Origin of the sequence: Streptomyces longhuiensis (assembly GCF_020616555.1) — a bacterium.
GTDB lineage: Bacteria > Actinomycetota > Actinomycetes > Streptomycetales > Streptomycetaceae > Streptomyces > Streptomyces longhuiensis.
In genome coordinates, this window is record NZ_CP085173.1 from 2,870,924 (window position 1) to 2,891,115 (window position 20,192).

20 protein-coding genes are annotated in these 20,192 nt (G+C 71.5%); 9 read left to right on the forward strand and 11 right to left on the reverse strand.

What is annotated here, in order from left to right; genetic code table 11:
- Positions 1 to 7 precede the first annotated feature (7 nt).
- On the forward strand, positions 8 to 664 hold the full coding sequence (locus tag LGI35_RS13445) for an MBL fold metallo-hydrolase (protein WP_227294088.1): 657 nt from the start codon (positions 8 to 10) through the stop codon (positions 662 to 664).
- Positions 665 to 722: 58 nt separating this feature from the next.
- On the opposite strand, the gene aroQ is transcribed toward LGI35_RS13445, so the two are convergent.
- The 7 genes from aroQ to LGI35_RS13480 form a co-directional block, all read right to left on the reverse strand.
- The gene (gene aroQ / locus LGI35_RS13450) at positions 723 to 1,196 is read right to left on the reverse strand and encodes a type II 3-dehydroquinate dehydratase (RefSeq protein WP_227294089.1); all 474 of its coding nucleotides are present in this window, start codon (positions 1,194 to 1,196) and stop codon (positions 723 to 725) included.
- Between the two features lie 85 nt (positions 1,197 to 1,281).
- The gene (locus LGI35_RS13455; RefSeq protein ID WP_227294090.1) at positions 1,282 to 2,382 is read right to left on the reverse strand and encodes a calcium:cation antiporter; all 1,101 of its coding nucleotides are present in this window, start codon (positions 2,380 to 2,382) and stop codon (positions 1,282 to 1,284) included.
- A gap of 140 nt (positions 2,383 to 2,522) precedes the next feature.
- Positions 2,523 to 3,551, reverse strand: a complete 1,029-nt coding sequence (locus tag LGI35_RS13460; protein WP_227294091.1) for a TerC family protein — start codon at positions 3,549 to 3,551, stop codon at positions 2,523 to 2,525.
- Between the two features lie 231 nt (positions 3,552 to 3,782).
- On the reverse strand, positions 3,783 to 5,753 hold the full coding sequence (locus tag LGI35_RS13465; protein ID WP_227294092.1) for a TerD family protein: 1,971 nt from the start codon (positions 5,751 to 5,753) through the stop codon (positions 3,783 to 3,785).
- A 48-nt stretch (positions 5,754 to 5,801) separates the two neighbouring features.
- Positions 5,802 to 6,404 (reverse strand): TerD family protein, encoded by a 603-nt coding sequence (locus LGI35_RS13470; protein ID WP_227294093.1) that lies wholly within the window; start codon positions 6,402 to 6,404, stop codon positions 5,802 to 5,804.
- A 178-nt stretch (positions 6,405 to 6,582) separates the two neighbouring features.
- Entirely contained in the window at positions 6,583 to 8,730 is a 2,148-nt protein-coding gene (gene uvrB / locus LGI35_RS13475) for an excinuclease ABC subunit UvrB (RefSeq protein WP_227294094.1), read from the reverse strand.
- A gap of 40 nt (positions 8,731 to 8,770) precedes the next feature.
- Positions 8,771 to 9,577, reverse strand: a complete 807-nt coding sequence (locus LGI35_RS13480; protein ID WP_227300292.1) for an MHYT domain-containing protein — start codon at positions 9,575 to 9,577, stop codon at positions 8,771 to 8,773.
- Positions 9,578 to 9,871: 294 nt separating this feature from the next.
- Between LGI35_RS13480 and LGI35_RS13485 the strand changes: the two genes are divergently transcribed.
- From LGI35_RS13485 to LGI35_RS13495, 3 genes are all read left to right on the forward strand, one after another.
- Positions 9,872 to 10,747 (forward strand): glycerophosphodiester phosphodiesterase, encoded by an 876-nt coding sequence (locus LGI35_RS13485; protein ID WP_227294095.1) that lies wholly within the window; start codon positions 9,872 to 9,874, stop codon positions 10,745 to 10,747.
- Between the two features lie 78 nt (positions 10,748 to 10,825).
- A complete protein-coding gene (locus tag LGI35_RS13490; protein ID WP_227294096.1) occupies positions 10,826 to 11,425 on the forward strand; it encodes a methylated-DNA--[protein]-cysteine S-methyltransferase in 600 nt (199 codons plus the stop codon).
- A gap of 171 nt (positions 11,426 to 11,596) precedes the next feature.
- Complete coding sequence (locus LGI35_RS13495; protein WP_376598442.1) at positions 11,597 to 12,871, forward strand: MFS transporter; 1,275 nt, start codon at positions 11,597 to 11,599, stop codon at positions 12,869 to 12,871.
- Between the two features lie 57 nt (positions 12,872 to 12,928).
- Here LGI35_RS13495 and LGI35_RS13500 read toward each other — a convergent pair whose 3' ends face one another.
- Positions 12,929 to 13,294 (reverse strand): cupin domain-containing protein, encoded by a 366-nt coding sequence (locus tag LGI35_RS13500; RefSeq protein ID WP_227294097.1) that lies wholly within the window; start codon positions 13,292 to 13,294, stop codon positions 12,929 to 12,931.
- A 150-nt stretch (positions 13,295 to 13,444) separates the two neighbouring features.
- Here LGI35_RS13500 and LGI35_RS13505 point away from each other — a divergent pair, with 150 nt between their 5' ends.
- The 3 genes from LGI35_RS13505 (at position 13,445) to LGI35_RS13515 (ending at position 15,833) form a co-directional block, all read left to right on the forward strand.
- On the forward strand, positions 13,445 to 13,744 hold the full coding sequence (locus LGI35_RS13505; RefSeq protein WP_227294098.1) for a GlsB/YeaQ/YmgE family stress response membrane protein: 300 nt from the start codon (positions 13,445 to 13,447) through the stop codon (positions 13,742 to 13,744).
- A gap of 215 nt (positions 13,745 to 13,959) precedes the next feature.
- Positions 13,960 to 14,865, forward strand: a complete 906-nt coding sequence (locus tag LGI35_RS13510; RefSeq protein ID WP_227294099.1) for a pseudouridine-5'-phosphate glycosidase — start codon at positions 13,960 to 13,962, stop codon at positions 14,863 to 14,865.
- On the forward strand, positions 14,862 to 15,833 hold the full coding sequence (locus LGI35_RS13515) for a carbohydrate kinase family protein (RefSeq protein ID WP_341483359.1): 972 nt from the start codon (positions 14,862 to 14,864) through the stop codon (positions 15,831 to 15,833). The genes LGI35_RS13510 and LGI35_RS13515 overlap by 4 nt, the downstream gene beginning before the upstream one ends.
- Before the next feature lie 85 nt (positions 15,834 to 15,918).
- On the opposite strand, the gene LGI35_RS13520 is transcribed toward LGI35_RS13515, so the two are convergent.
- Entirely contained in the window at positions 15,919 to 16,716 is a 798-nt protein-coding gene (locus tag LGI35_RS13520) for a methyltransferase domain-containing protein (RefSeq protein ID WP_227294100.1), read from the reverse strand.
- Between the two features lie 165 nt (positions 16,717 to 16,881).
- Here LGI35_RS13520 and LGI35_RS13525 point away from each other — a divergent pair, with 165 nt between their 5' ends.
- Positions 16,882 to 18,027, forward strand: coding sequence for a magnesium and cobalt transport protein CorA (locus LGI35_RS13525; protein WP_227294101.1), 1,146 nt, complete (start codon positions 16,882 to 16,884; stop codon positions 18,025 to 18,027).
- A gap of 143 nt (positions 18,028 to 18,170) precedes the next feature.
- On the opposite strand, the gene LGI35_RS13530 is transcribed toward LGI35_RS13525, so the two are convergent.
- Together LGI35_RS13530 and LGI35_RS13535 are read right to left on the reverse strand one after the other, a co-directional pair.
- Positions 18,171 to 18,590: a CBS domain-containing protein gene (locus LGI35_RS13530; RefSeq protein WP_227294102.1), complete on the reverse strand. Its 420-nt coding sequence runs from the start codon at positions 18,588 to 18,590 to the stop codon at positions 18,171 to 18,173.
- A 131-nt stretch (positions 18,591 to 18,721) separates the two neighbouring features.
- Complete coding sequence (locus LGI35_RS13535) at positions 18,722 to 19,372, reverse strand: nucleoside/nucleotide kinase family protein (protein WP_227294103.1); 651 nt, start codon at positions 19,370 to 19,372, stop codon at positions 18,722 to 18,724.
- 83 nt (positions 19,373 to 19,455) lie between these two features.
- On the opposite strand from LGI35_RS13535, the gene LGI35_RS13540 reads away from it, so the two are divergent.
- Positions 19,456 to 20,178 (forward strand): DUF2293 domain-containing protein, encoded by a 723-nt coding sequence (locus LGI35_RS13540; protein ID WP_227294104.1) that lies wholly within the window; start codon positions 19,456 to 19,458, stop codon positions 20,176 to 20,178.
- The last annotated feature ends 14 nt before the right edge of the window (positions 20,179 to 20,192 follow it).

Consider the following 20,192-nt stretch of genomic DNA (forward strand, 5'->3'; position numbering starts at 1 on the left):
TGAGTCCATGACGTACAGCGGAGCGGTGAAGGTCGGCGGCCCGGCGGATGTGCACGAGCTGCAGAACCTGATGATCTCCAAGGTCGCGGTCGGCGCGATGAACAACAACGCGTATCTGCTGCGCTGCCGCGCCACCGGCGAGCAGCTCCTCATCGACGCGGCCGCCGACGCGGAGACCCTGCTGACCCTGATCGGGGACGACGGCATCGCGTCCGTCGTCACGACGCATCAGCACGGCGACCACTGGCAGGCACTCGCCCAGGTCGTGGAGGTCACGGGCCCCCGTACGTACGCGGGCCGTTACGACGCGGAGGGCATCCCGGTCCCCACGGACGTGCTCGTGGAGGACGGGGACACGATCACCGTGGGCCGGGTCTCGCTGACCGCCCGGCACCTGGTCGGTCACACGCCCGGATCGATCGCCCTCGTCTACGACGACCCGCACGGCCACCCCCACGTCTTCACCGGAGACTGCCTGTTCCCGGGCGGCGTGGGGAACACGTGGAAGGACCCGAAGGCCTTCACGAGCCTGATCGACGACGTCGAGTCGAAGATCTTCGGCGAGCTCCCCGACGAGACGTGGGTCTACCCCGGGCACGGGAACGACACGACGCTCGGCGCCGAGCGGCCGCATCTGCCGGAGTGGCGCGAGCGCGGCTGGTGAGTCAACGCCCGGCCGTGCCGGGCGTGTTCACTCCACGGAGCACGAGAGTCCGGCGGTACTAGACCGTGGCCACGCCTGGCTCGGCCAGGGCCGCCACCCGCTCCACCGCGAACGCGTACCCCTGGACCCCGCATCCGGCGATCACGCCGTCGGCCCTGAGGGACACGTAGGAGTGGTGCCTGAACTCCTCGCGCTGGTGGATGTTGGAGATGTGGACCTCGATGACGGGCAGGCCGTCGCATGCCTTGAGGGCGTCCAGGATCGCCACCGACGTGTGCGAGTAGGCGGCCGGGTTGATCACGATGCCCACGTGGTTCTGGCGCGCCTCGTGGATCCAGTCCACCAGCTCACCCTCGTGGTTGGACTGCCGGAAGTCGACGCTCCCGCCGTGCACGGCCGCGGCCTTGGCGCACAGGGCCTCGACGTCCGCGAGGGTGTCGGACCCGTAGATCTCCGGCTGCCGGCGGCCGAGGAGGTTCAGGTTCGGGCCGTTCAGGACCATGATCGGGGCGTTGGCGAGGGTGCGGGGCACAGGGGACCTCCGTGCGTCGGGCGGCTGCTCCCTCTCGGTCTATCACGAGGCGTCACGGCGCTGCCCGGCCGTATCACCGTGACCGTCACGGCGTGACGGCCAGCTCCACGTACGCGGCGAACACCACGAGGTGGACGCCTCCCTGGAGCGGGGTGGCGCGGCCGGGGACGACGGTCAGCGTGCTCACCAGCATCGTCAGGACCAGCAGCACCATCTGCGTGGCGCCGAGCCCGAGGACGAGGGGCCCCGACAGCCAGAACGACGCGATGGCGACGGCCGGGATGGTCAGTCCGATGCTGGCCATCGCGGAGCCGAGCGCGAGGTTGAGGCTCGTCTGGACGCGGTCACGGCGGGCCGCGCGCAGGGCCGCGATCGTCTCGGGCAGCAGGACGAGGAGCGCGATGATCACACCGACGACGGAGTGCGGCATCCCGGCTGCTTCGACGCCCGACTCGATCGTCGGTGACACGCCTTTGGCGAGGCCGACGACGGCGACGAGGGCGAGTCCGAGAAAGCCGAGGCTGATCAGGGCGGTGCGGGTGGTGGGCGCGTCCGCGTGGTCGTCGCCGTCGATGACGTTGCCCTGCTTGGTGATCGGCAGGAAGTAGTCGCGGTGCCGCACGGTCTGGGTCGCCACGAAGATCCCGTACAGGACGAGCGCGGCGGAGGCCGCGAAGATCAGCTGCGAGGTGGAGAACTCCGGGCCCGGCTTGCTCGTGGTGAACGTCGGCACGACCAGGCAGAGCGTGGCCAGGGTGGCGACCGTGGCGAGCGCGCCGCCGGTGCCCTCGGACTGGAAGACGGCGACGCGGTGCCGGAACGCGGCGGCGAGCAGACTCAGTCCGACGATGCCGTTGCAGGTGATCATGACGGCGGCGAAGACGGTGTCACGGGCCAGCGTGGCACCCTTCTCTCCGCCGTCGACCATGAGGGTGACGATCAGCGCCACTTCGATCACGGTGACGGCGACGGCGAGTACGAGGGAGCCGAAGGGTTCGCCGACGCGGTGGGCCACCACCTCGGCGTGGTGGACGGCGGCGAGCACGGACGCGGCGAGCACGACGGAGACGACGGCCACGACGGCGCCCGGCAGCGAGCGGCCCCAGGTGAACACCAGCAGGACGACCGCCAGGACGGGGACGACGGCCGTCCATTGCGTGACCAGTCTCCGGAGCCCAGCGATCATGCCTTCGATGGTGCACCGACGGTGCGGGGGCCGCGACTTCGGGACGGGCACGTGGGCATGGGGCCGAACGAGAGAAGGAGCGCGCGGCCGGCAGCCGCGCGCTCCTTCTCTGTGCCGAGCTCTGTGCCGAGCCGGGCGGGTCAGGCCTTGATGCTGTCCTTGCGGGCGCCGTCGGTCGCGCCGCCGTCCTGGTCGCCGTCGTCCCCACCGTCGAGGGCCTGCTTCTGCGCCTGCTTCTTGGAGGCGATGAGGCTGGCGATGGTGGTGACCGCCAGGACACCACAGATGACGGCCAGGGAGACCGGGATGGAGATCTCCGGCACGTGCACCCCCGACTCGTGCAGCGCGTGCAGGACGAGCTTCACACCGATGAAGCCGAGGATCACCGACAGGCCATAGCTGAGGTAGACCAGCTTCCTGAGGAGTCCGCCGATGAGGAAGTACAGCTGGCGCAGACCCATCAACGCGAACGCGTTGGCCGTGAAGACGATGTACGGGTCCTGGGTCAGGCCGAAGATCGCCGGGATCGAGTCCATCGCGAACAGCACGTCGGTCGTGCCGATCGCCAGCATGACGACCATGAGGGGCGTCAGGATCCGCTTGCCGTTGACCCGGATGAACAGCTTCGTGCCGTGGTACCGGTCGGCGACGCCGAACTTCTTCTCGATGGACTTGAGGAGGCGGTTCTCCTCGAACTCGTCTTCCTCGTCGTCCGACATCGCTTCCTGGATGAGCTTCCAGGCGGTGTAGATGAGGAACGCGCCGAAGATGTAGAAGATCCACGAGAAGTTGGCGATGACCGCGGCACCGGCCGCGATGAAGACGGCGCGCAGCACCAGGGCTATCAGCACACCGAACAGCAGGACGCGCTGCTGCAGCTGGGACGGCACCGAGAACTTCGCCATGATCAGGATGAAGACGAAGAGGTTGTCGACGCTCAGCGACTTCTCGGTGATGAAGCCGGCGAAGAACTCGCCCGAAGCCTGTGCGTTCCCCCAGATCAGCAGTCCGACCCCGAAGAGGGCGGCCAGCACGATCCAGACGACCGTCCAGATTCCTGCTTCCTTGATCGATACGTCGTGGGGCTTGCGCCCGATGAAGAAGTCGACCGCGATCAGGGCGACCAGACCAAGAATGGTCAGCACCCAAAGGGTCATCGATACGTCCACTGCGCCTCCGGCGTCGTACGGCTACTGATCAGCGTCGTCGCTGCCGGAGGTCTCTTCCACCCGGGCGGCCTCAGCTCGCCTCGGGCCGGCGCCCCGGGACCGATGTCGGTCCGTATTGACGGGAACGCCGCGTTCGGGAGTACTCCCCTCCGCTCGTCGGAGCCTACGGGAAACACCCATGAAACGTAAAGGGTTCGGTAAAGATAAGTTCAAAAACAGTGCTCAGGAGGGTCAGACACCTTGCTCCCGGCGCGCTCTGGCGACCTCTTCGAGGACCTGCTCCAGGATCCGGCTGCCGGGCGGGACACTCGGCGGCTCGTACGTCCATGCGTGCCCCACCCACGGGTCGGCCAGGTGGTCGTCGGGCACCGGAGTGAGCCTGAGCAGCGCGCGCCAGAGCGGGTCGAGGACCGGTCCGTACTCGGCGGCGTCCTCGCGGTCGGCGACCATCAGGAGGTGGACGCCGACGGCGGGACCCTCGTCGGCGAGATAGCGCAGCTGTGTCACCGCGCGGTCGTCGAAGCCGTGGGGGAAGTCGTTGACGATCAGCAGCTGCTCGGCCGTGTCCAGTTCGGGCGGCAGCGCGTCGGCAGCCCCGCCGCGGACCGCCATCTGCACGAGGTCCACGCGCTGCGTGAGCCGGGCGAGCACCTCGGAGACGCCCGCCACGCCCGCCGCCGGCGGCCCGGCGAGCACTCCGGCCCGCACGAGCGGGGCGAGCGCCCCCGCTGCCGATCCGGCGGGGTCGATGACATGCACGGCGAACTCGCCCGCCGGGTAGACCGCGAGGAGCCGCGCGGCATGCTCGACGGCGCTGCGCATGGCACGGCGGCGCAGCTCGTCGGACACGGTGAGCGCGTCCGCCCCGGAGCGGCCGCTGTCGATCCACATGCCGCGCTCCAGAGGGAGCCGCACGAGCATCGGGATGCGCAGGCCCACCCTGCGGGACTCGGGCAACTGGAGGTCGCCCAGGCGCAGGGCCATCGGGATCTCCATCGGGCTGCGGTACGCGTGCCAGACCGGGTTGTCCCAGCCCGCGTAGGCCGGGGGCAGGGCGGGCTCGACGACGGCGGACTCGGCGGCCAGCTGGGCGAGGTCACGGTCGAGGACCTCCCTCGCCCGGTCGACGAGCTGCCCGTGCTTGGCCCGGGCGGCCTCGCGCGCGGCGTCCCCCTGGCCGCCGGTCCGGCTGCGCGGGTCGGACAGGGCCTTGTCGAGCTCCTGCTCCATACGGGAGTCCGCGAAGTCGACGGCGCTGCGGTACGCGGCGACGCAGCGGGCCAGGTCCTCGAACATGCCCCACACCTGGTTGTAGAGCCGCTCGTCCATGGACCAGCCGGTCGCGTCACCGGCGACGGGGACGGCGGGCTGCCCCGGCTCTCCGGGGGGCGCCGTGGGCGCGGGGGCGGGTGGTGCGGGCGCCTGTCGGCCGGGGTGCGTGTAGTTGACGGGGCCGGTCTGCCCTGAGGGGCGGGCCGGCTGGGGCTCGTGCGCCGGTCGGGGGTTCGGGGGTGACGGGGGCTGGTTGGAGCGGGGCGGGGTGGTGCTCGGCACCGCGGCGCCCGCGACGGACGCCCCCGCTCCGGTGTCCGCCATGGCGCTCGCCCCGGTGGTCGCCGTCCGGGGCGGAGGCGGCGCCACCGTACGGGCGAGCCCTCGCGCCACCGCTTCACCGATCTCACCCGCGAGAGCCCTCGCGTCCGGGAGCCCCTGGTCGGTCAGGAGTGCGCCGAGGCCGCCCGCGTACCCCTGGCCCACCGCGCGTACCTTCCACGCGCCCTGGCGGCGGTACAGCTCCAGGGCTACGACGGCGGACTCGGCGTCGAGGTCGGTGATGGTGTAGCTCGCGACCTCGGAGCCGTCGAGTCCCGTGACGGCGACGAAGGGGGCCGCGACGGCGCCGAAGCGGTCGGGGTCGCCGGGTCCGGTGGGCAGCGCGAGCAGCACGCTGACGCGGTGGGCGGCCTCGGGCACGGCGTCCAGATCGACGGCGAGGCGGTGGTCGGCCGCCGCCTGCCGCGGGACCTCGAGCCCCGGCAGCGCGGGGGCGCCGGGGTGCGCGACCCAGTCGCGGCCGTGCACCCTGCCCTCGTCGTCGCTGAGCGTCGCGCCCGCCACGACCGGCGCCCCCGCCGACACGCGGATCTCCAGACGGGTCTGGGTGAGGGGGTGGTTCTGCCCCCGGACCAGCTCGGCCGTCATCGCCTTCTCCCCCTCGTCCCGTCCGTCCGTTCCTGTGGTCCCGCTACCTCACAGGCCCGGCAGGATCGCCGGCATGAGGTCCTGGAACGTGCGGCCGTTGGCCGGCGAGCCCAGGGCGGTCATCTGCCAGCCCGCGCCCGCGCGGTGCACCTTCGCCATGATCTGGGCGGTGTACTGGCCGCCGCCGTCGAGCGTGTAGCGGGCCAGCTCCTGGCCGTTGGTCTCGTCGACCAGGCGGCAGAACGCGTTCTGCACCTCCTGGAAGGTCTGGCCGGTGAAGGAGTTCACCGTGAAGACGATCTGGTCGATGTGGACCGGGACGCGCTGGAGGTCGACGAGGATCGCCTCGTCGTCGCCGCCCTGGCCCGCGCCGCCGACCAGGTTGTCACCGGTGTGGCGCACGGAGCCGTCGTCGCTGACGAGGTGGCGGAAGAAGACGACGTCCACCGGCTGCTTGTCCGCGAACAGGACCGCCGAGGCGTCGAGGTCGATCTCCCGCGTGCGGGATCCGAAGAGGCCACGGCGCGGGGCGGCCTGCCAGCCGAGTCCCATCCGGACGGCCGTCAGGGTGCCCCCGTCCTGCTTCTGCAGGCTGATCGCCTGGCCCTTGCTCAGGTTGACACCAGGACCCTTGGAAAAGTTGGCCGTCACGCGTCCGTCCCCTCTCGAACTGTGCTCTTCACCGCCCGTCCGGACGGTTGAGGGAACCCTACGCAGGGCCGCTGACAACGCCGCACACAGGAAAGGACTTTGTGTCGGTGTTGCAACACACCGTGCGGCATGCCGGATCCGTCCGGCATGCCGTGGGGCGTGCGGTGCGCGGGGGGCGTCAGGCCAGCCCGGCCTCCTTCATCTGGCGCAGCTCCTTCTTCATCTCCGACACCTCGTCACGCAGCCGTGCGGCGATCTCGAACTGGAGATCCCCGGCGGCCGCCCGCATCCGGTCGGTCAACTCCTCGATCTGCTCGGCGAGTTCGGCCGCGGGACGGTCGGTGGGGACCGTCTGTGCCGCCTTGCCCTTCCCGGCCTTGCCGCCGGTCTTCTTGGCGCCGGCCTTGGCGAGCGCGGGCACGGGCGCCTTGGCACCCTTGCCGTCCTTCGCGCCCTTGCGGTAGCCGGAGCCGAGGAGTTCCTCGGTGTCGACGTCCTCGCGCGCGATGGACGCGACGATGTCGTTGATCTTCTTGCGGAGCGGCTGGGGGTCGATCCCCTTCTCCTTGTTGTACGCGATCTGCTTCTCCCGGCGGCGATTGGTCTCGTCGATGGCCTTCTCCATCGCCGGGGTGATCTTGTCCGCGTACATATGGACCTGGCCGGACACGTTGCGCGCGGCGCGGCCGATGGTCTGGATCAGGGAGGTGCCGGAGCGCAGGAAGCCCTCCTTGTCGGCGTCGAGGATCGCCACCAGGGAGACCTCGGGCAGGTCGAGGCCCTCACGGAGCAGGTTGATGCCGACGAGGACGTCGTACTCGCCCGCGCGCAGTTCGCGCAGCAGCTCGACGCGGCGCAGTGTGTCGACGTCGCTGTGCAGGTAGCGCACCTGGATGCCGAGCTCCAGGAAGTACTCGGTGAGGTCCTCGGCCATCTTCTTGGTGAGCGTGGTGACGAGGACGCGCTCGTCCTTCTCGGTGCGCTTGCGGATCTCGTGCACCAGGTCGTCGATCTGGCCCTCGGTGGGCTTGACCACGACCTCGGGGTCGATGAGGCCCGTGGGGCGGATGATCTGCTCCACGAAGCCGTCGCCCCGCGCGAGCTCGTACTTGCCCGGGGTGGCCGACAGGTACACGGTCTGGCCGATGCGCTCCTGGAACTCCTCCCACTTCAGGGGACGGTTGTCCAGGGCGGACGGGAGCCGGAAGCCGTGGTCGACGAGGGTGCGCTTGCGGGAGGCGTCGCCCTCGTACATGGCGCCGATCTGCGGAACGGTGACATGCGACTCGTCGATGACGAGAAGGAAGTCGTCCGGGAAGTAGTCGAGCAGCGTGTTCGGCGGGGAGCCGGGCGAGCGGCCGTCGAAGTGCATCGAGTAGTTCTCCACGCCGGAGCAGGAGCCGATCTGGCGGAGCATCTCGAGGTCGTACGTGGTGCGCATGCGCAGCCGCTGGGCCTCGAGCATCTTGCCCTGCTTCTCCAGCTCCGCGAGGCGCTCCCCGAGCTCCTTCTCGATGTCGTTCGCCGCGCGCTCCAGGCGCTCGGGGCCCGCCACGTAGTGCGTGGCCGGGAAGACGTACAGCGACTCGTCGTCGCTGATGACCTCGCCGGTGAGGGGGTGGAGGGTGGAGAGGGACTCGATCTCGTCGCCGAACATCTCGATGCGGACGGCGAGCTCCTCGTAGACCGGGAAGATCTCGATGGTGTCGCCGCGGACGCGGAACGTGCCGCGGCTGAAAGCCACGTCGTTGCGCGTGTACTGGATGTCGACGAAGCGGCGCAGCAGCTCGTCCCGGTCGATCTCGTCGCCGACCTTGAGCGACACCATGCGGTCGACGTACTCCTGCGGCGTGCCCAGGCCGTAGATGCACGAGACGGAGGCGACCACGACGACGTCCCGCCGGGTGAGCAGCGAGTTCGTCGCGGAGTGGCGCAGGCGCTCCACCTCCTCGTTGATCGAGGAGTCCTTCTCGATGTAGGTGTCCGACTGCGGGACGTACGCCTCGGGCTGGTAGTAGTCGTAGTACGAGACGAAGTACTCGACCGCGTTGTTCGGCAGCAGCTCGCGGAACTCGTTGGCCAGCTGGGCGGCCAGCGTCTTGTTCGGCGCCATCACGAGGGTGGGGCGCTGAAGCTTCTCGATCATCCACGCGGTGGTGGCGGACTTACCTGTTCCGGTCGCACCGAGGAGGACGACATCCTTCTCACCTGCGGTGATGCGCCGCTCCAGGTCGGCGATGGCTGTCGGCTGGTCGCCGCTTGGCTGGTAGGGACTGACGACCTCGAAAGGCGCCACCGTGCGTTCGATCTTGGATACGGGCCGCATGGAATCCACCGTACGACCCCGCACTGACAACGGGGCCGGATCAGCCTGCCCGGCGCAGCGGGCGCACGGTCCGGCCCGCCCTGCTCGCGGCCTCGACGGCGTCCCGCCGGTCGGGCCTTCCGGTCATCATCATCGGGTCGAACACCACCACGACGCCGGCCAGGAGCAAGAAGCACAGGGGGCCGATCATCAGGGGCGCGAGGAGTTCGGCGGGGGTGTCGCCGGCAGGGGCGCCGGCGCTTCCGTGCACGTGGACGTCGAGGGCGGCCATTCCGGTGTAGTGCATGCCGGTCACCGCGAGACCCATGACGAGGCTCGCGCCGACGCTCCAGGTGAACCCCCTGACCTGGACCGCGGCCCAGAGCGCGGCGGTGGCGGCGGCCATGGCGATCACTACGGAGGCGCCGACGGTGAAGGTGTTGTACTGAAGCGTCCCGTGTAGGCGCATACCGGCCATACCGAGGTAGTGCATCGACGCGACACCCAGACCGGTGACCGTGCCGCCGGTGAACAGAGCCGCTCCCGTCGCACCCCGGTAGCCGACGATGAAGATCCCGACCCCGACCATGACGATGGCGACGCCCAGGCTCGCGAACGTCGTCAGTTTGTCGTAGTGGATCGGGGTGCCCTGCACGCGGAAGCCCATCATCGCGATGAAGTGCATCGTCCAGATTCCGGACCCGATCGCCGCCGCGCCGAGCGCGAGCCAGCCGGGCCGCCAGGACTGGGTGACGAGCAGCGATCTGGTGGTGCAGCGCAGACCCAGTGCCCCGCCGAGGCAGGCCATGAAGAACGCCACCAGCGGCGTGACCAGTCCATAGCTGAATCCGTCGACCGTGCCCTGCATCCGCCGCAGCCCTTCCGCCCTGATGTTCCTGATGTTCGCGATGTTCCTGATGTTCGTGATGCGTTCCGTTCGCACCCCTGGCAGCGACTGCCGGAGCGACCGCGATTGGAGCAGAGATTAAGGCTCTCGCAGGAACGTCTGACCGATTTTCCGGCAAAGCCTCACGACACCCGCCCGCGGGGTGCACGTCCTCCCACCACTCCGTTCAGTGTGTGGCCATCCTTCACCTGTCTTCCGTTGGCAACCGACTGTCACTCTCGTCCAGCCCTTGATCCCTCGACGCGAGGAGTACACGTGTCCGCACGCGCAGCCACCGCGACCGCCGCCCTGGCGGGATTCGTCGGCATCCTGGCCCTCCCCACCGCCGCCGAGGCGGCCCCGCAGCACGACGCACCCGTGGTCGTCGCACACCGCGGCGCCTCCGGGTACGCGCCCGAGAACACCCTCCAGGCCATCGACAAGGCCCGCGAACTCGGCTTCGACTGGGTCGAGAACGACGTGCAGCGCACCAAGGACGGCCGGCTCGTCGTCATCCACGACACCAATCTGGCGCGCACCACGAACGTCGAACAGATTTTCCCCGGCCGCGCCCCGTACAACGTCGGCGACTTCACCGCGGCGGAGATCGCCAAGCTCGACGCCGGCAGCTGGAAGGGCGCCGAGTTCACCGGCGCCCGTGTCCCGACCCTGACGCAGTACCTGGATCGGGTCGACCACAACCACCAGAAGCTCCTCATGGAGATCAAGGCCCCGGAACTCTACCCGGGCATCGAGAAGGACGTCCTGCGCGAGCTCGGCAAGGAGGGCTGGCTCAACCGCGATCACATCAGGAACCACCTGGTGATCCAGAGCTTCAGCGCAGACAGCGTACGCACCGTGCACGAGCGCCGCCCGGACATCACGACGGGTTTCCTCGGCACCCCCGACGTCAGCGAACTGCCCCGGTACGCCCAGTTCGCCGATCAGATCAACCCCAGCAACGGGACGATCTCCGACTGGTACGTCGCAGCGGTGCACGCTTTCAAGGGTCCGCACCACAAGCGCCTCAAACTCTTCACCTGGACCGTGAACGACGCGGCGGCCGCGCGGCGCGCGGCCGGTCTCGGCGTGGACGGCATCATCACGAACGTCCCCGATGCCGTGCGTAAGGCGGTGGGCGGCCGCGAGTAGAGCGGACGACGGGCAGGGGGAGGCGAGGCCGGCGGACGGCGCGGCCCGTTGTCAGTGGCTCCCCGTACGGTGGTCGGCATGAACGCCAATGGGCAGAACGCCACTGGGGACAGCGCCACCGAGGACAGTGCCGCAGACGGGGCCGGGCTCACGGTCGTCTGGGCCGTCGTCGGCACGGACATCGGGCCGCTGCTCCTCGCCGCGACGGACGCCGGGCTGGTGAATGTCGTCTTCCACGCCTCCCCCGCCGTGCGGGACCGGGCGGTCGAGCGGCTCGGTTCCCGGCTCGGGACCGAGCCGGTGGAAGCCCCGGACTCGCCGCTCCTGGCCGAGTCCATACGTCAGCTGAAGGCCTACTTCGCCGGTGAGCGGCGCGACTTCGAGCTGCCGCTCGACTGGTCGCTGATCTCCGGGTTCAACCGGCAGGTCCTGCGCGAGCTGGCGTCCGGCGTCCCGTTCGGCACGGTCGTCGGCTACGGGGATCTGGCGGGCCGTGTCGGGCAGCCGGGGGCCGCGCAGGCGGTGGGCGTGGCCATGGGAGCCAATCCGCTGCCGGTCGTGGTGCCGTGCCACCGCGTCGTGGAGAGCGATGGCGGCATCGGCGGATTCGGTGGCGGCCTGGAGACGAAGCGGCAGCTGCTGGCGCTGGAAGGGGTCCTTCCGCAGCCGCTGTTCTGAGCTGCGCCAGCCGCTTCTCAGACACGGGAGCCGCTGAACCGAGGCACAGGAGCGGCTTTTCCGAGGCGCGCCAGCCGCTGTTCTGAGCCCCAGGCACCTGGTCGGCGCCGGGCCGCGCGGGATGCCCTGTGTTCGCGGGTGGGTGCCGGCTGGCACACTGCGCCGGTGCTCATACCCGATTCCGCCGCGCGCCGCCGTCCTTCCGTCCCCGTGACGCCCGAGGACCTGGCCGGGCTGCGCCGCCGTGTCACCGCCGTGCTCGTCGCGAGCCAGATACTCGGCGGGCTCGGTGTCGCCACCGGCATCGCGCTCGCCGCCGTGCTCGCCAAGCAGGTCAGCGGGGACGAGGCGCTGTCCGGGCTCGCGCCGACCGCGACGGTCGCAGGGACCGCCCTGCTGTCCGTTCCGCTCGCCGCCCTGATGACGGCGCGGGGGCGGCGGCCCGGGCTCGTCCTCGCGTACCTGATCGGCGCGCTGGGGGCCGGGGTCGTCGTGCTGGCCGCCGCGGTGGGGAGCTTCCCGCTGCTGCTCGTCGGCATGGCCGGCTTCGGCGCCGCCTCGTCGGCCAATCTCCAGGCGCGGTTCGCGGCCGCCGATCTGGCCGAGCCGCAGCGCCGGGCGCGGGCGATCTCGAACGTCGTGTGGGCCACCACGATCGGCGCGGTGCTCGGGCCCAACATCGCGGCGCCCGCGGGCCGCAGCGTCGCCGGGCTCGGCATCCCCGCGGCGGCGGGGCCCTTCCTGTGGGCGGCCGGGGTCTTCCTCGTCTCGGCCGTCATGGTGCAGGTCCTGCTGCGCCCCGACCCGCTCCTGACCGCCCGCGCCCTGGCTCCCGAGGAGGAGAAGTCGGCCGGAGCGCGGTCGATCCGGGCCGGGTTCACCGCGGTCGCCGCGTCGCCGCGTGCCCGGCTCGCCCTCGTGACCGTCGCCGTCTCGCACACCGCGATGGTTTCGATCATGTCGATGACGCCGGTCGACCTCGGCCATCACGGTGCGAGCATCGATCTCATCGGCCTGGTCATCAGCGGGCACATCGCGGGCATGTACGCGTTCTCGCCGGTGATGGGACGGCTGTCGGACCGGCTCGGGCGGCTCTCCGTGATCGGCCTCGCCGTGGGCCTGCTCGCCTGTGCGGCGCTGCTCGCGGGCACGGCGGGCGGCAACCACGGGCAGACCGCCGCGGGCCTGTTCGTCCTGGGACTCGGCTGGTCCGCGGGCCTCGTCTCCGGTTCGGCCCTGCTGACCGACTCGGTGCCGCAGGCCGCGCGGGCCGCCGCACAGGGCCTGTCCGACCTGACCATGAACACGGCGGCCGGCGTCGGCGGCGCGGCCGCGGGCCTGGTCGTCGCGACGGCGAGCTACGCCTGGCTCAACCTGGCCGCGGCCTGCCTCCTGCTGCCGCTCGCCGCACTCGCCCTCTTCGGCCGGCGGCCCGCCACCAGGTGATCAGGGCGGCGTGACCGCGGCCGGTGCCCCGGCCGGTGACCGGCCGACATGACGCCGTCAGGGCAGCGTGATGTGGTACGCCTTCCGCAGGGTCTCGTGCACGGTCCACGTCGTGCGGTCTCCCTCGCGCAGTACCGCCGCGTCGCCGGGGCCCACCTCCAGGGTCTGCCCGCCCTGGACCTCGACCGTGGCGCGGCCGGAGACGACCACGAACAGCTCGTTCGCCTCGGTGTCCGTGACCACGCCCGGCGTGATCTGCCAGATGCCCCGCAGCTGCTTGCCGTCGGCGGACTCCCAGAGCACCTTGCCCGTGACGACGGGGTCGCCCGAGACGATCTGCTCCGGATCGAGGGGATCCGGTTCGAGTGCAACGTCCGGGATGTGTACGGCAAAAGAAGCAGTGGCCTGATCGTTCGTGGTCATGAACGGTCACTCTAGGCAGCGCGGACCCCTCTGTTCACTGGACGACCCGTACCTCGGTCGCGGCCCGGACTGGACGGCTCGTCAAGGGGAAGAGAGCTGGAGACAACGTCCCGGGCGCCGCGTGCCCGGGTTCTAGGGAGTCGTGGAGACATGGAGATTTCCGGCGTCATCAGCGCGATCGTGATCGGCATCGTCATCGGCGTCCTGGGCCGGCTCGCCCTGCCGGGCCGTCAGCGCATCGGCATCCTGGCGACGGTCGTCGTCGGCATCGTGGCCGCGCTGCTCGGTTCGGCCATCGCCGCGGGCATCGGTGTCGCGGACACCAAGGGGGTCGACTGGGTGGAGTGGCTGATCCAGATCGGCCTGGCCGCCCTGGGTGTGGCCCTGCTCGACCGGGGCCGGACGAGCGGCCGGTCACGCGGCCGCGCATGGAGCCGTACGCGCCGCTGAACCTCAACGCACGTACAGCCGACCCTCGCACAACCAACCCCCGTACGAGCGGGGCCCGCATCAGGCTTCTCAGGCTTCTTCGTAGTAACGCGCTTCCATGCGCCCAGGTGCTCGGCCGGCCGACGCCACAAGCGTTTGCCGACTTGCCGCAGGGTTTGGGTGTGCCCGCCGCTCGCCATGGATGAGAGGAGACCCGACAGGCAGGAGGCAGGCCCGTGGTGCTGGTGTCCGATGAGGTACGGGAAGCGGTGGCCGCGGGCCGGCCGGTCGTGGCCCTGGAGTCGACGATCATCGCGCACGGGCTGCCGCGCCCGCGCAATCTGCGGGTGGCCCTCGAACTCGAAGAGCTGGTGCGCGCCGAGGGCGCGGTGCCCGCGACGATCGCCGTGCTGGACGGGCGGCCCCATGTCGGTCTGGACAAGAGCCAGTTGGAGCGGGTCGCGACAGAGGACGGCATCCGCAAGCTGAGCCACCGCGATCTGCCGCTCGCCGTGGCGACGGGGGCGAGCGGGGCGACGACCGTGTCGGCGACGGCGCTGCTCGCGGCGCGCGCGGGGGTACGGGTGTTCGCGACGGGTGGGCTCGGCGGCGTGCACCGGCGGTGGACCGAGACGCAGGACGAGTCGGCGGACCTCGGGCTGCTCGCGCGGACGCGGATCACCGTGGTGTGCGCGGGCGTCAAGTCGATCCTGGACGTACCGGCGACCCTTCAGCGGCTGGAGACCCTGGGTGTGTCGGTGGCCGGGTACGGGACCGGCCGCTTCCCGGGCTTCTACCTCTCCGACTCGGGCCATCCGGTCGACTGGACGCTGGGCGAACCGGCCGAGGTGGCCGGGGTGATGCGGGCTCAGGACGCGCTGGGCGGGCCCGAGGCCGCGCTGATCGTGGCGAACCCGGTGCCCGAGGCGGAGCAGCTCGACCCCGCGCTCCACGCGCGCGTGCTCGACGATGCGCTGCGGGCGTGCGACGCGGAGGGCATCACGGGGCAGGCGGTCACTCCGTTCCTCCTGGACTACCTGGTTCGGCACACGGACGGCGCCTCTCTGGAGGCCAACCTCGCGGCGGTACGCGGCAACGTACGGCTCGCGGCGCGTATCGCGGCGGCCTGGGCGCGGCCGTGAGCGGAACCCTCCTGGTCGTCGGGGACGTCGTCACGGACATCGTGGCCCGGCACGACGCCCCGCTCGCGACGGGCACGGACACGGCGGCGGAGATCCGTACGCTGCCGGGTGGCGCGGGGGCGAACGTGGCGTGCTGGGCGGCCCGTTCGGGCTGTTCCGACGTGGCGTTGCTCGGGCGGGTCGGCGCCGACTCGGCGGCCTGGCACGAGGAGGCGCTCACGCGCGCGGGGGTGCGTCCGCGGCTCGTCGTCGACGCGGAGGCGGCGACCGGCACGGTGATCTCGCTGGTCGACACGCGAGCCGGTGCCGAGCGGACGTTCCTCACGGACAGTGGCGCCTCGCTGCGCCTCTCCCCGGCCGACTGGTCCGCGGACCTGCTCGGCGGGGTCGCGTGGCTGCATCTGTCCGGGTATCTGTTCTTCTCCGCCGAGGGGCGCGCGCTGGTCGCCGCGGCGCTGGGCTCGGCACGCGCGCGGGGGGTGCCGGTGAGTGTCGATCCCGCGTCGGCCGGCTTCCTCACCGGGCTGGGACCCGACCGGTTCCTGGCGCTCGCGGAGGGCGTGGAGGTCCTGCTCCCCAGCCGGGACGAGGCGGAACTGCTGAGCGGCGCCGGGGACGCGGAGGACGCCGCGGCGAAGCTCAGCGGACGGTTCCCGCTGGTCGTCGTCACGTCGGGGGTCGCGGGAGCGGTCGTGGCGCAGGGCGGGGCGGTACGCGCGCGTGTGCCGTCGGTGTCGGCGGTGGCACGGGACTCCACCGGGGCGGGCGACGCGTTCACCGGCGCGTTCCTCGCCGCGTGGCTGCGGGGCGCAGGGCCACGGGAGGCGGCGACGGAGGGGTGCCGTGCGGGGGCGCTGGCGGTGACGCGGGTGGGCGGCCGACCGCCGCCTCGCCGGGAGCGACCCGGACCCGCACTCCCCACGGGAGAAGACCCGGACCCGTCCGCCGAGAGCGCCCCGGCCCCGTAACCCGCAAGGAAGAAACCCGGACCCGTCCGCCGAGAGCGACCCGGACCCGTAACCCCGCCGAGGGCAGACGCCCTGGCGGGAAGCCCTAGGCCCGCTTGCGTCCCCACGCCGAGATCAGCGGGGCCGTCGCCAGGTCCATCGTGCCGGTCGCGACGTCGGCCAGGTGCCGGTCGATCTCCTCGTCCGTGGCGTGGCCCGCGCGGACCAGTGACTCGCGGATCTGCTGGAACGTGGCCGTCTCCAGGGCCCCGCACGCCTCGGACGTCAGCGGGAAGTACGCGTCGGCCTCCACCTCGCGCAGGCCGGCCTCCCTCAGCAGCCTCGGCAGCCTGCGGCCGTACGACAGGTCGGCGCCGCGCTCCGCGAGCAGCTCGCGAAAGCCGCGGCGCAGCCGGTTCGCCAGCTCCTCGGCGGGGCCGTGCTCGTCGGGGCAGGCCAGGGGCTGGAGCGCGGGATCGGCGTCCTCGACGAGCAGCCGTCCGCCGGGCCGCAGCGCGCGCAGCATGGATTTCAGCGCCCGCTCCCTGTCGGGCACATGGACCAGGACGAGCCGGGCGTGGACCAGGTCGAATCCCTCGGTGGGCGGCTCGTCGGCGGCCACGTCGTGGCGGCGGACCTCGACGGGGGAACGGGCGGCTGACGTCTGCCACGAGGTGTCGATGTCGGTCGCGAGGACCTTCCCGGTGGGGCCGACCTTCTTGGCGAGCCAGGAGACCACGGAGGTGCCGCCCGCGCCGACCTCCCAGCAGCTCCAGCCGGGGCCGATGCCGAGGCGTTCGATGTGCCGGAACGTCGTGGGGTCGAAGAGGGTCGAGAAGGCCTCGAAGCGCCGTCCCGCCTCTTGTTGCCGGTTGTCCAGGAGATAGCCCTCGGGTTGCGTCATGCCGCGATCATCCCAGTTGTCCGGCCCGGTCCCGGGAGGCGGTTCCGCGCGTTCCGTAGGGGAGTGTTCCGTTCCCCCAGGGGCCGTGGGCGTTGTCGCCGCGAGCTGGCAGACTGGCCCGCCGAGTCACCGAAACACGACGTCAAGCCGCGCGAGGAGCCCCGCATGACGATGGCAGGCAACCTGCGGAAGGTAGGAGATCTCCGGAAGGTGTCCGACCTGCGCAAGGTCGGAGGCCTGAGAAGAGTGGCGCGCCTGGCGCGGCGGCGCCCCCGCGTCGACCTCAGCCACCCCTCCCGCTCGCCGCTGGGTTCGGCGGTCGTCAAGTGCGTGACGTACCGGGACGGGGTCCGCGAGCAGGCCGGGCGTGATCTGGTGGACGCGGTCGACCGGGTCCGCAAGTCCGACGACGGCTTCGTCTGGCTGGGGCTGCACGAGCCGACGGAGCTGGAGTTCGCGGACATCGCCGAGCTGTTCGACCTGCACCCGCTGGCGGTCGAGGACGCGGTGCACGCGCACCAGCGGCCGAAGGTCGAGCGGTACGGGCAGACGCTGTTCGCCGTGTTCAAGACCGTCTGCTACGTGGAGCACGCGGAGCTGACCGCGACCAGCGAGGTCGTCGACACCGGCGAGATCATGGTGTTCATCGGCCGGGACTTCGTGATCACCGTGCGGCACGGGAGGCACGGCTCGCTCGGCCCGGTGCGCGAGGGCCTGGAGGCGGACCCGGGGCAGCTCGCCAAGGGCCCGGCCGCCGTGCTGCACGCGATCGCCGACCACGTGGTGGACGACTATCTCACCGTGATCGACGCCGTCCAGTCGGACATCGACCAGGTCGAGGCGGATGTGTTCAGCGAGGACGGGGCGCGCGCCGACCCGGGCCGGATCTACCAGCTCAAGCGTGAGCTGCTCGAGCTGAAGCGGGCCGTGGTGCCGCTCGCCCGGCCGATAGAGGAGCTCTCGGGCCGCCCCTTCCAAGTGGTGGCGCCGGAGATACAGGCGTACTTCCGGGACGTCTCCGACCATCTGCTGAGGGCCGCCGAACAGATAGCGGCCTTCGACGAGCTGTTGAACTCGATCCTTCAGGCCCATCTCGCGCAGGTGACGGTCGCCCAGAACGAGGACATGCGCAAGATCACGGCCTGGGCCGCGGTCGTGGCCGTGCCGACGATGGGCTGCGGCGTGTACGGGATGAACTTCGACCACATGCCTGAGCTGCACTGGCAGTTCGGGTACCCACTGTTCCTGGGCGTGATCGCGAGCATCTGTTTCGTCCTGCACCGCGCCTTCCGGCGCAACGGGTGGCTCTGAGCCCGCGGGACGAACGGCGGGCCGTTCTGGATGGCGGCAGCCCGTTCCACGTGGCGGCGGGCCGCTCCACGTGGTCGCAGGCCGGACGAAGTGATGGCGGGCCGCTCCTGGGGAAGCGGCCCGCCAGATCGTGACCTCGAGGGTCACCTACTGGCGTAGACGCTCTCGACCCAGGCCGACATCTGGTCGTCGGACAGGTGCGTCGCGAGGTCGGCCTCGCTGATCATGCCGACGAGGCGCTTGTCCTCGATGACGGGGAGCCGGCGGATCTGGTGGCCCTGCATCTCCTGGAGGACCTCGTCGACGTCGGCGCCCGCGTCGATCCAGCGGGGCGTCCCCTGCGCGAGGTCACCCGCGGTGATCTTGGAGGGGTCGTGGCCCATGGCCACGCAGCCGACCACGATGTCACGGTCCGTGAGGATCCCGCAGAGGCGTTCGTTCTCGTCGCTGATGGGCAGCGCACCCACGTTCAGCTGCCGCATCAGCTGGGCCGCGCGGTCCAGGGTCTCGTGAGCGGGGATCCACTGCGCACCGCGGTGCATGATGTCTCCGGCGGTGGTCATGGGGTACCTCCCGGTGCCGGTGGCCGGCGCGGCACGGGTCGCGCCGCAGGTCCCGGCGCCCTTCATTCTTCCCGCCCTGCCTTGGGCCCGCACCTGGGAGCGGAGCCCCGCACCGACCCGTGGCGCGCCCGTCACGAGGGCAGCCCGCCCCAGGCCGGATGCCGGGGGTCGTCGGCCCGTACGACCACGTCCGCCGTGCCCGCCGGGTCCGTCTCGCTCTCGTAGCGCTCGAAGGCCGGCAGCGTCCACTGCTCGTCCTCCGGCGTACGCCGTCGCAGCGCGCCCGGCGACAGCTTCAGGTGCACGGTCAGGTCGAACGGGAACCAGTGCCCCATGAGCAGCGGCCCGTGCAGCAACAGCACGCCGCCGGGCGGTAGTTCGACGTAGGCGCTGCGTGTCGCGCGGTCGGCCGCCGGGTCCCACAGGTCCGGCAGGACGCGTCCCGTACCGCCGGGTTCGAGCGGTCCGAAGACCTCGCGCCACAGCGCGGCCGTGTCGAACCAGCCGCTGTAGTACGCCTCCACGTCCTCGCGCCCGTATTCGAAGCGCAGCGAGGCGGGCCGCAGGAACCCGCCCGTGTCCACGGCGAGCGAGGGGCGGCCGCGCACCCGCAGCGCCTCCCCGACCAGTGCGGCGAGGTCACCGGGCCGGGCGGCCGGCGGGCCGTCGACGGCGATACGGGGCCATGGACTCCCGTCGCCCGGCTTCAGTTCGAGCAGCCGCTCGGCGAGGGCGTCGCCGAGCCGTTCCCAGGTGATCGCTTCGAGTCGCACGCGCCTCATGATGCCTCGCACCCGGGACAGGGATCCGAGGGGACCCGTACCCCGCGACGCGTTCTCGCCCGCGCGCGGGGAATGAACCGCGTATGCCCGCCAAGGCCCGCCCCGACCGGGCTGCTCACCGCCGGACTCCCCCGCCGCACACCGGGCTCGGCGGGCCGGTCGTCGTGCAGCCGCTGAAGCGCCGGCAGTGCGCGGAGTGCCGCCGGGAGCCGCTGGATCTGCTGACCCTGGAGGACGGGGCGCCGCGGTGCCTGGACTGCGCCGACCTCGGCCATCTCGTGTATCTGCCGCGCGGCGACTGGGCGCTCACCCGCCGTGCCAGGGAAGGCAGTTCGCTGTCGGCGGTGGTCGTGCGCTTCCATCGGCGGCGCGGCCGTTACGAGCGTCAGGGCGTCCTCGTGGAGGAGGCGGCGCTGGCCCGCGCCGAGGAGCGGTGCCTGGCGGACGCGGACGCGCGGGCCAGGCGCCGGGCGCGGGACGCGGCGCGCAGGGCGGTACAGGACGCGTCGTTCACGGCCGCGTTCGCCCGGGAGATCCTCCGGCTCTTCCCCGGCTGCCCGCCGGACCGGGCGGAGGCGATCGCGGCCCACGCGTCACTGCGCGGCAGCGGCCGGGTGGGGCGCAGCGCGGCGGGCCGCGCCCTGTCGCGGGCCGCGGTGACGGCGGCGGTGCGGGCGGCGGTGCGGCACACGGAGACCGCGTACGACGCATTGCTGATGAGCGGGGTGCCGCGGGGCGAGGCCAGGCGGAGAATCGCGGTGCCGGTGGAGGCGGTTCTGGCTGCGTGGCGCGCGCGGGAATCGTGAGCAGCGTGTACGCC